The following is a 9,915-nucleotide window of genomic DNA, read 5'->3' on the forward strand; positions in this document are numbered from 1 at the left end:
GCGATATCAGCCACTTCTTGATGCATCGGTACAACTGGGTTCGACCCCACCAATTCAACGGTGGGTTGGCGCCAGCCCGGGCCGAAGAAAAACTTAACGTCGTGTCCGGGATTAGTTGACCACTACAGATCAGAATCAAAAAAAACGACCAAAAAAATGCCAGTCAGCAGAACTGACTGGCATTCAACGCACATGACCTGCGTTACCGAGGGGGTCACACCTTAGTGATGCTCACGCGTCGCGCGGAACTTCACATCAGGCCAGCGCTCTTCCATCAACGCGAGGTTAACCCGGGTCGGCGCCAGGTAAGTCAGGTGACCGCCGCCATCTAGCGCAAGGTTTTCCACAGCCTTGACGCTGAATTCTTCCAGCTTCTTCTTATCGCTGCATTCGATCCAGCGCGCAGACCATACGGTGATCGGCTCATAAGAGCATTCCACTTTGTATTCTTCTTTCAGGCGGCTCGCCACCACGTCAAACTGCAGCACACCCACGGCGCCCAGAATGATGTCGTTGCTGCGCTCGGGGAAAAACACCTGAGTGGCGCCCTCTTCGGCCAGTTGCTGCAAGCCTTGGCGCAATTGCTTGGACTTGAGCGGATCGCGCAGACGCACCCGACGGAACAATTCCGGGGCAAAGTGCGGGATGCCGGTGAAGCTCAGGCTCTCGCCTTCGCTGAAGGTGTCACCGATTTGTATAGTGCCGTGGTTATGCAAGCCGATGATGTCGCCCGCATAGGCTTCTTCGAGTTGCTCACGTTCGGAGGAGAAGAACGTCAGCGCGTCGCCGATGCGCACATCCTTGCCCGTGCGTACGTGACGCATCTTCATGCCTTTTTCATATTTGCCCGAGCAAATACGCATGAAGGCGATCCGGTCCCGGTGCTTGGGGTCCATGTTCGCCTGAATCTTGAACACGAAGCCGGTGAACTTCTCTTCTTCGGGCTCGACCGTACGCTCGTTGGCAACACGGGCAAGCGGCATCGGCGCCCAATCCACCACGGCATCCAGCACGTGGTCGACACCGAAGTTGCCCAAGGCCGTACCGAAGAATACCGGAGTCAGTTGGCCGTCGAGGAACTCTTGCTGGTTGAACTCATGGCACGCGCCTTGAACCAGTTCCAGTTGATCGACAAAACGGTCGTACTCGTCACCCAAGTGCGCGCGGGCTTCGTCGGAGTCAAGCTTCTCAATGATTTTGACTTCAGTGCGTTCGTGACCATGACCCGCGGTGTAAACAATGATGTAGTCGCCCGCCAGGTGATAAACACCCTTGAAGTCGCGGTAGCAACCAATCGGCCAGGTGATCGGCGCCGCCTTGATTTTGAGTACGGCTTCGATTTCGTCCAGCAGCTCGATCGGGTCGCGGATGTCGCGGTCGAGTTTGTTAATGAAGCTGACGATAGGCGTGTCACGCAGACGGCACACGTCCATCAGCGCGATGGTACGTGGCTCAACACCTTTACCGCCATCGAGCACCATCAAGGCCGAGTCGACAGCGGTCAGCGTACGGTAGGTGTCTTCCGAGAAGTCTTCGTGGCCCGGGGTGTCGAGCAGGTTGATCATGTGGTCGCGATACGGGAACTGCATGACCGACGTGGTAATCGAGATACCCCGTTGTTTCTCCATTTCCATCCAGTCGGAGGTGGCATGGCGGTCGGACTTTCGCGATTTCACCGTACCGGCAACGGCAATGGCCTTGCCCATCAGCAAGAGTTTCTCGGTGATGGTGGTTTTACCCGCATCGGGGTGGGAAATGATGGCGAAAGTGCGGCGTTTCGCGACTTCGGCGGCCTGATGGGTCATGGGAAATCGCCTGACGATTGATTCAAAAAAGGGCGCGGATTATAGCCCAAATCCGGCATCCGCAGCCACCGTTGGTGCCTTGGCTTTGATCACAAGGGTGGCAATGTGCCGTAAAAAATGTGAACCTTTTGAGCGGTGGAGGCGTCCACTCTCCTGATACGACAAACCGTCAGGAGCTGAAATATCAGCAAGTTAGCCTGACGAGGCTGCGCTAATGACAGGCGAAGCCGGCGTTTACTCTGCCCCCGCCTGTTGCTCTTCGCGAACACATTGTCGGCAGCCAGGAATGGCATTGCCACACGAGAATGTGTCCGCCGACTGAAAAAAAAAGGAGTCCGCCTGTGGCTAATCGCTATGGAAAAGGGCTTATAGGTTGCGTGGCAGTTGTCGCCCTCCTGGCCCTGTTGGTCCACTGGATCGGCATCAGCACTATCGAACACTATCAAGATGATCTGTTGTTCTACCTGCAAGCCCATCTGTACCTCGTACTCGTTTCAATGCTCGCCGCTCTCCTTGTAGGGATACCCGCCGGCATTTTCCTCAGCCGACCTTCAATGGTCGGACGTGCGGAACGCTTCATGCAAGTCTTCAACATCGGCAACACCGTCCCGCCGCTGGCTGTACTGGCCATTGCACTGGGCTTTCTGGGGATCGGTAGCGGTCCCGCCATCTTTGCCCTGTTTCTCGCCTCGTTGCTGCCCATTGTGCGCAACACGTACGAAGGCCTGAAAAACGTACAGGGTTCACTCAAAGAAGCCGCCGTCGGCATTGGAATGACCCCGCGCCAAGTGCTTTGGCGAGTCGAGTTACCCAATGCCGTGCCCATCATAATGGGCGGTGTGCGGGTTGCACTGGCGATCAACGTCGGGACCGCGCCACTGGCGTTCCTGATCGGCGCCAACAGCCTGGGCAGCCTGATTTTCCCTGGCATCGCCCTCAACAATCAGCCGCAACTGATCCTGGGCGCCGCATGCACCGCGCTGCTGGCATTGCTGCTCGACGGCCTGGTGATACTCATCAGCCGCCAATGGTTGGAACGCGGCCTGCGACCTGTTTAAGGTCGGGCTGAGCATAGGAAAACCCATGAAAAAAATAAGCTTGTTTTTAGGCTGCATCCTGCTGTGCGCAGGAATTGTGCAGGCCGCTGAAAAACCCTTGATCCGCATCGGGGCGCGGGTGTTCACCGAACAGACTCTGCTCGCTGAAATCACCTCGCAATACCTCAATACCAAGGGCTACAACGCTCAAGTGACTGGCGGGTTGGGAAGCAGCCTGGCGCGGTCGGCGCAGGAGTCGGGACAGCTGGACATGGTGTGGGAGTACACCGGGGTTTCGCTGGTGGCGTACAACCACATCACCGACAAACTCGACAGTCAGCAATCCTACGACCGCGTTAAAGAAGTCGACGCCAAGCAAGGCCTGATCTGGCTGCACCCGTCCAAGTTCAGCAATACCTTTGCACTGGCGTTACCACAGGAAGTGGCTGAGCAATACCCGCACATCAACACCATCAGCGACCTCAACAAAGCCCTGCGCGAACCCGAGCACAAAAAAGCGCTGGTGGCACTGGACACCGAGTTCGCCAACCGCTCGGACGGTCTTGGAGGTCTGGTCAAGCTCTACGACATGGACCTGACCCGTAGAAATATCCGCCAGATGGACGCCGGTCTGGTCTATACCGCCCTGAAAAACAGCCAGGTGTTTGCCGGGCTGGTCTACACAACCGACGGCCGACTGAGCGCTTTTAACCTCAAGCTGCTGGACGACGACCGGCATTACTTCCCGGACTACACCGCCGCTCCGGTTGTGCGTAAAGCCTATCTGGATCAGCACCCGGATCTCGAAGGCCTGCTCAAGCCGCTGGCCGACCTGTTTGATGATGAAACCATGCGTCAGCTTAACGCCCGGGTCGACGTGGATCACGAAAGCCCATCCAAAGTGGCCGCCGACTTCCTGCGCCAACACCCGCTCAACTGAGGAGAAGACATGGAATTTCTAAACGCCTTTTCCCACATGGATTGGACGCTCGTACTGCACCTTACGTGGCAGCACATTACCTTGGTCGGCATCGCCGTGACCTTGGCCATTGTGGTCGGCGTGCCGTTGGGTGTACTGATGACCCGCTTCCCGACGTTGGCCGGGCCGATGCAGGCCAGCGCTACGGTATTGCTGACCATCCCGTCCATCGCCCTGTTTGGCCTGCTGCTGCCGTTCTACTCCAAGTTCGGTCAGGGCCTGGGGCCGATGCCAGCCATCACGGCTGTGTTCCTTTATTCACTGCTGCCCATCATGCGCAATACCTTTCTTGCGCTCACCGGTGTTGAGCCGGGTATCCGTGAGGCCGCTCGCGGTATTGGCATGACCTTCGGCCAGCGCCTGCGCATGGTCGAATTGCCCATCGCCGTGCCTGTGATTCTGGCCGGTGTACGCACCGCTGTTGTGATGAACATCGGTGTAATGACCATCGCCGCTACCATCGGCGCCGGCGGTCTGGGTGTACTTATTCTGGCTGCCATCAGCCGCAGCGATATGTCGATGCTGATCGTCGGCGCCGTGCTGGTCAGTGTGCTGGCCATCATCGCTGACTTGCTTTTGCAATGGCTGCAACGCTCGCTGACTCCAAAAGGACTGCTCAAATGATCGAACTTCAAAACCTCAGCAAAACCTTCCAAAGCAACGGCAAAGATGTCAAAGCCGTCGACTCGGTGAACCTGACCGTCAACGAAGGCGAGATCTGCGTATTCCTCGGGCCATCGGGTTGCGGCAAAAGCACCACGTTGAAAATGATCAACCGCCTGATAAAGCCCACCTCCGGCAAAATTCTGATCAACGGCGAAGACACCACGGACCTCGACCCGGTAACCCTGCGTCGCAACATCGGGTACGTGATTCAGCAAATCGGTTTGTTTCCGAACATGACCATCGAAGAAAACATCACGGTCGTGCCAAGACTGTTGGGATGGGACAAACAGAAGTGCCATGAACGGGCACGTGAACTGATGAGCATGATCAAGCTCGAACCCAAGCAATACCTGCACCGCTACCCGCGCGAGTTGTCAGGTGGCCAGCAACAGCGCATTGGCGTGATCCGCGCCCTGGCCGCTGACGCGCCCCTGCTGCTGATGGACGAGCCATTTGGCGCTGTCGATCCCATCAACCGTGAAATGATTCAGAACGAGTTTTTCGAGATGCAACGGGCGCTGAACAAGACTGTGATCATGGTCAGCCACGACATCGACGAAGCCATCAAACTGGGCGACAAGATTGCGATCTTCCGCGGCGGAAAGTTGTTGCAGATGGACCACCCGGACACCCTGCTCGCCCACCCTGCCGACGAGTTTGTCAGCAATTTTGTCGGACAGGACAGCACCCTCAAGCGTCTGCTGCTGGTCAAGGCCGAAGACGCAGCCGACAACGCGCCTTCCGTCAGCCCTGAAACCCCAGTAGGCGAAGCGCTGGAGCTGATGGACGAACTCGACCGTCGATATGTCGTCGTCACCTGTGCCGACAACAAGGCGCTGGGTTATGTGCGTCGTCGCGACTTGCATCGCCAAACCGGCACCTGCGGGCAATACCTGCGCGAATTCACCGCAACGGCGGCATCCGAGGAGCACTTGCGCATCTTGCTGTCACGCATGTACGAATTTAACCGTTCGTGGTTACCGGTGATGGATACCGAACGTGTGTTCCAGGGTGAGGTCACCCAGGAATCGATCGCAGCCTATTTGAGCTCCGGTCGCTCACGTGGTGCCAAGACCAGCATCGTGTCCCCTGCCGAGACCGCCCTGGCCTAAACGGCAATGGCCGCAGGAGCGAGATTGCCTCGCTCCTGCGGCCTCTCAACCTCGCCATAAACGCTTCATGGAACATCCCTTCCTTCCCACGGTCGGTTACTTAAATAGCCGATACGCCGACTGCGACGAAGTCGTGCAAAAACGCGACATTTTTTGTTGATCAATGCGCAATCACCCCCTACAGTTCGCGCCGAACATCCATGCTGGAAACGATCCATCCGGCTCAAGTACTGACGACGAGACAGCAAGGTTCATTTACCTTTTTTGCTTTCGGCGGACATGCCTTGGGAAGTAGGCGAACCAAAGTGGGGATACGGAGGATGTTCAGTTGCGCCCATTTATAGATGACGTTTGCCACTAGGAGTCCCTCTGCATGTCGATTAAGGTCGAAGACTATTACGCGCGCGATACCTTTCAGAAAATGAAAGCGTTCGCTGACACCCAAGAAACCCCGTTCGTCGTGATCGATACCGCGATGATCAGCCAGGCCTACGATGACCTGCGCGCAGGTTTCGAATTTGCCAAGGTGTACTACGCCGTCAAGGCCAACCCGGCTGTTGAAATCATCAACTTGCTGCGCGACAAAGGCTCCAGTTTCGACATCGCGTCGATCTATGAGCTGGACAAAGTAATGGCCCAAGGCGTTAGCCCGGATCGCATCAGTTACGGCAACACCATCAAAAAGTCCAAAGACATCCGCTACTTCTATGAGAAAGGCGTGCGCCTGTTCTCCACCGACTCGGAAGCCGACCTGCGCAATATCGCCAAGGCCGCGCCGGGGTCGAAGGTGTATGTGCGCATCCTGACAGAAGGCTCGACCACCGCTGACTGGCCGCTGTCACGCAAGTTTGGCTGCCAGACCGACATGGCCATGGACTTGCTGATTTTGGCCCGCGACCTTGGTCTGGTGCCTTACGGTATTTCATTCCATGTCGGCTCCCAGCAGCGCGACATCAGCGTGTGGGACGCGGCAATAGCCAAGGTCAAGGTCATCTTCGAACGCCTGAAGGAAGAAGACGGGATTCACCTGAAGCTGATCAACATGGGCGGCGGATTCCCGGCCAACTACATCACTCGCACTAACAGCCTTGAAACCTACGCTGAAGAAATCATCCGTTTCCTGAAGGAAGACTTCGGCGATGACCTGCCGGAAATTATTCTGGAACCGGGTCGTTCGCTGATTGCCAACGCCGGGATTCTGGTCAGCGAAGTGGTGCTGGTGGCCCGTAAATCCCGCACCGCCGTAGAGCGCTGGGTGTATACCGATGTGGGCAAGTTCTCGGGCCTGATCGAAACCATGGATGAAGCCATCAAGTTTCCGATCTGGACTGAAAAGAAAGGCGAGATGGAAGAAGTCGTTATCGCCGGTCCGACCTGCGACAGCGCAGATATCATGTATGAAAACTACAAGTATGGCCTGCCGCTCAACCTGGCCATCGGTGACCGCCTGTACTGGCTATCAACGGGCGCTTACACCACCAGTTACAGCGCCGTCGAGTTCAATGGTTTCCCGCCGCTGAAGTCATTCTACTTGTAATCAAACCCATCACGATGCCCATACAGCCAAACTGCATGGGCATTATTTGCAGGCGCTAAAACTTAAACGCGCACCTGACGCAATACTGAAATAAAGGTCGTTAGATGCGTTTGCAATGCACTCATATCGCATGCATCCGCGGTTTGAAACAGGCGACACTCTCTTAAAAATACCACCAGGCTTTCCTCAACCAAGCCCACCTCTTCTACCCACTGGACTCTTGCAGTCAATACACCGCCATAGGCTTCGACATTTTCCTTTCTCGTCTGTAGTTTTTTTATTTTGGCGTCCAGCTCTTGCAGCTCACCCGCGTTCGCGGATATTTTTTTCGAAACACGCACAAGGGCTTCCGATAAAGATGCCAGCTTTGCGGCTGCGCCAAACATATCCAAATACTTCTCCAGTCGCTGGAGGCCCAGTTTAATGATGTCCGCGTCTAACTTGGGAACCAATGCCTGGGACACTAACACCTGAAGTTCATCCGCGGTGGGCAGTACATTTTCAACCTGTTTTTTCCAAAAATCATTGCTGAGTAAATCGTCTGCAGCTTTAATTTCTTGCCAGTCAGCCCTGAGTCGATCCCCCTCGGCTTTTAATGCTGCTTCGCGGGCCAGTAGTGCAATCAGGCGGGCCTCATCATACTCAAGTAACTCGTCAGCAAAATGATCCAGCGTTAATCCGCCAACTTCGTCCCGGGAGGCCACAACCAAACGTCTGGCGGTCTCTGCTTTTTGTACTACAGTGCTCAGTCGTAGCTGGCAGAGGGCTTCAAGGTCTTCAATACTCTTGGCTTTGAGTTTGGCATCCAAAGAGGCAGCATCAGCAATCTCCTTGTACTGCCTGGCGATATCGCCAATGCCGGTATTGGAGAGTGAGGCCTCAAGTGCGATGGCCTGATCCACTAACGAGCGACTGTGGTTGTTTATCACGACCTGCGCGCTTACGACACGCTCTTGTAGGCCTGGAAGTAAAGCAAAAGCGTTACCCACAACAGCGCGATTAAACACACTCACGGCTTCCTTGACAGGGGCCATGTTCAACGTGGGGTAAAGATTCAAATAAGTGATTCCGTTCACACTTAGGTTCCTTCTAAAAATCAGCCACTGACCATTTCATTGAATGCATTGGAGATCTGCACGGTGTAATTTTTGATACTGCGCCATGGATTAATAACCGTCGCAAAATTAAGCGCAAACGTATGCAGCTCCAGCATTGTATTGACCTGAGCCAGCTCTTCACTGGCTTCATTGAGGTAACGGGCAATATACGTCCATACCTGCGACAGCTGTTTGGCGCCCACTTCGGCCGATAACATCCGTCCTTGCAAATCAATAAAATGCACTTGAAGATCGTCGATCAGCTCAATCAACTTATCAGCATTATTAACTTGCATCTTCAATTCTTGTCTTTCAACGATCAGGCGATTTTTCTCCTTACGTATTTTCTCTGCCTTACTGCCGAAAATACCGCCCGAAATCAGAAGTCCGACGGGCCCTATTACCAAGCCAGCAAAAGAAATGCCCACACTCCTTGAATAGTCAGAGGCTAACTTGTCAATCCGCTCATCCAGTTCCAGGATAGTCTTAAGCAGTTCTTCACGCTCATGTTCTTTTCCCGAGTTTTTATAAGCCATCATTTTGCTTTTAACCAGAGGAATCAACTCATCGCTCAAACCCTGTTCAAAGGCTTTGGCCATAGCCTCCACGCCTGCCACAGACTTAATGAACTGATTCGTCCTGGTTTTTGATTGTTCTAAATACTGCGTCATTGCGGCAATGGCTTGCCTCTCGGTGTTATCCACCAACATAACGTTTAACGTTTCTTGCTCTTGCTCTGTGAGGGCTTCAAGGGTGCCATTCAAGCGTCGACCCAACTCGACATCTTTAATAAGCGCCAGAATACCCTCGCCTATTGTCAAGAATTGCTCGGAAAAACTTTCCAACAGCCTCGCTAACTCTTTACTGCCAGACTCTAATGCAGGCCATGTGTTGGCATGTGCCACTGCACGCTCGTTAAGCGCCAGAATATCTTCTGGCGACAAACCATCAATGTCGATGCTCTCATAATTCAGACGCTTCTTTACGACTTCCAGTGAGAGCGGTAACAATTTTGCGAATTCTACATACCGACGCGTATTCCGGATATCCTCTCGCCGAATTAAAAAACCCATATCTTTAGGATCGATAGCAGACGGCGTTTGACCAGCGACCAATTTTATATACTCTTCGGGCAACCGACTTGCCCCCGCATACACACTTAAATTCTCGATTTCCCCTTCTTCAACATCCGCAGCTAAATTCTTCATTTTGAGCCCTTTGTTATTTATGAGTTTGCACTTAGAGACTAGGACAAAACCCTACTTACTCAACGCGACAAAGCCATCAATAACTGTAGGACACTGGCACGCAGCCAAGGAGAATTACCGAGCGCCATAAAAATCACATTTAGATAATAAGCCACACTTGAACTATTAAAAAAACAATCTACGTCCTTTTTTTTTCACCCGACCAACCCCCTAGGGAATCTCCGAACAAGCCTTCAGTTATGCGAGAATCCCCGCAACACCTGATCCGAGCCGCCCATGAGCCAGATGAGCTTTTCCGACTTTGAGTACGCCGGCAAGCGCAAGCAAACCCGCCGAGAGCGCTTCCTTGTTGGCGCTGATTGAAAACTGACCCACCCTGCCGATTGAAAATTGACCCAGGACGGATTGCTGATTTCTGTCCCAGCAATTGTGGATAAGCTTAGCAGCAGTGGGCCGATTCAAGACGCATCAACC

General features: G+C 54.2%; 8 protein-coding genes. 5 read left to right on the forward strand and 3 right to left on the reverse strand.

Features of this window, described 5'->3' with window-relative positions:
* Positions 1-221 precede the first annotated feature (221 nt).
* Positions 222-1,805 (reverse strand): peptide chain release factor 3, encoded by a 1,584-nt coding sequence (locus HBN61_RS21810; protein ID WP_047278953.1) that lies wholly within the window; start codon positions 1,803-1,805, stop codon positions 222-224.
* Between the two features lie 305 nt (positions 1,806-2,110).
* Here HBN61_RS21810 and HBN61_RS21815 point away from each other — a divergent pair, with 305 nt between their 5' ends.
* The 5 genes from HBN61_RS21815 to HBN61_RS21835 all read left to right on the forward strand — a co-directional run bounded on the left by HBN61_RS21815 (position 2,111) and on the right by HBN61_RS21835 (position 7,136).
* Positions 2,111-2,863: an ABC transporter permease gene (locus HBN61_RS21815; RefSeq protein ID WP_169964082.1), complete on the forward strand. Its 753-nt coding sequence runs from the start codon at positions 2,111-2,113 to the stop codon at positions 2,861-2,863.
* Between the two features lie 25 nt (positions 2,864-2,888).
* Entirely contained in the window at positions 2,889-3,782 is an 894-nt protein-coding gene (locus tag HBN61_RS21820) for a glycine betaine ABC transporter substrate-binding protein (protein WP_094995305.1), read from the forward strand.
* Positions 3,783-3,791: 9 nt separating this feature from the next.
* Positions 3,792-4,445: an ABC transporter permease gene (locus tag HBN61_RS21825; RefSeq protein ID WP_094995306.1), complete on the forward strand. Its 654-nt coding sequence runs from the start codon at positions 3,792-3,794 to the stop codon at positions 4,443-4,445.
* Positions 4,442-5,599, forward strand: coding sequence for an osmoprotectant ABC transporter ATP-binding protein OsmV (locus HBN61_RS21830; protein WP_094995307.1), 1,158 nt, complete (start codon positions 4,442-4,444; stop codon positions 5,597-5,599). Before HBN61_RS21825 ends, HBN61_RS21830 begins: the two co-directional genes overlap by 4 nt.
* A 373-nt stretch (positions 5,600-5,972) precedes the next feature.
* Complete coding sequence (locus HBN61_RS21835) at positions 5,973-7,136, forward strand: type III PLP-dependent enzyme (RefSeq protein WP_094995308.1); 1,164 nt, start codon at positions 5,973-5,975, stop codon at positions 7,134-7,136.
* Positions 7,137-7,198: 62 nt separating this feature from the next.
* Here the strand turns inward: HBN61_RS21835 and HBN61_RS21840 are convergent, their stop codons facing one another.
* Both HBN61_RS21840 and HBN61_RS21845 read right to left on the reverse strand, forming a co-directional pair.
* Complete coding sequence (locus tag HBN61_RS21840; RefSeq protein ID WP_094995309.1) at positions 7,199-8,212, reverse strand: alpha-xenorhabdolysin family binary toxin subunit B; 1,014 nt, start codon at positions 8,210-8,212, stop codon at positions 7,199-7,201.
* Between the two features lie 20 nt (positions 8,213-8,232).
* Entirely contained in the window at positions 8,233-9,441 is a 1,209-nt protein-coding gene (locus tag HBN61_RS21845; RefSeq protein ID WP_170047889.1) for an alpha-xenorhabdolysin family binary toxin subunit A, read from the reverse strand.
* Positions 9,442-9,915: the final 474 nt, after the last annotated feature.

This window comes from Pseudomonas sp. WS 5071, from assembly GCF_012985765.1.
GTDB classification, from domain to species: domain Bacteria; phylum Pseudomonadota; class Gammaproteobacteria; order Pseudomonadales; family Pseudomonadaceae; genus Aquipseudomonas; species Aquipseudomonas lundensis_A.

Excerpts from the sequence above, each read along its gene's own strand:
- HBN61_RS21810 (WP_047278953.1), bottom strand. The coding sequence starts at position 1,805 with ATGACCCATCAGGCCGCCGAAGTCGCGAAACGCCGCACTTTCGCCATC.
- HBN61_RS21815 (WP_169964082.1), top strand. The coding sequence starts at position 2,111 with ATGTGTCCGCCGACTGAAAAAAAAAGGAGTCCGCCTGTGGCTAATCGC.
- HBN61_RS21820 (WP_094995305.1), top strand. The coding sequence starts at position 2,889 with ATGAAAAAAATAAGCTTGTTTTTAGGCTGCATCCTGCTGTGCGCAGGA.
- HBN61_RS21825 (WP_094995306.1), top strand. The coding sequence starts at position 3,792 with ATGGAATTTCTAAACGCCTTTTCCCACATGGATTGGACGCTCGTACTG.
- HBN61_RS21830 (WP_094995307.1), top strand. The coding sequence starts at position 4,442 with ATGATCGAACTTCAAAACCTCAGCAAAACCTTCCAAAGCAACGGCAAA.
- HBN61_RS21835 (WP_094995308.1), top strand. The coding sequence starts at position 5,973 with ATGTCGATTAAGGTCGAAGACTATTACGCGCGCGATACCTTTCAGAAA.
- HBN61_RS21845 (WP_170047889.1), bottom strand. The coding sequence starts at position 9,441 with ATGAAGAATTTAGCTGCGGATGTTGAAGAAGGGGAAATCGAGAATTTA.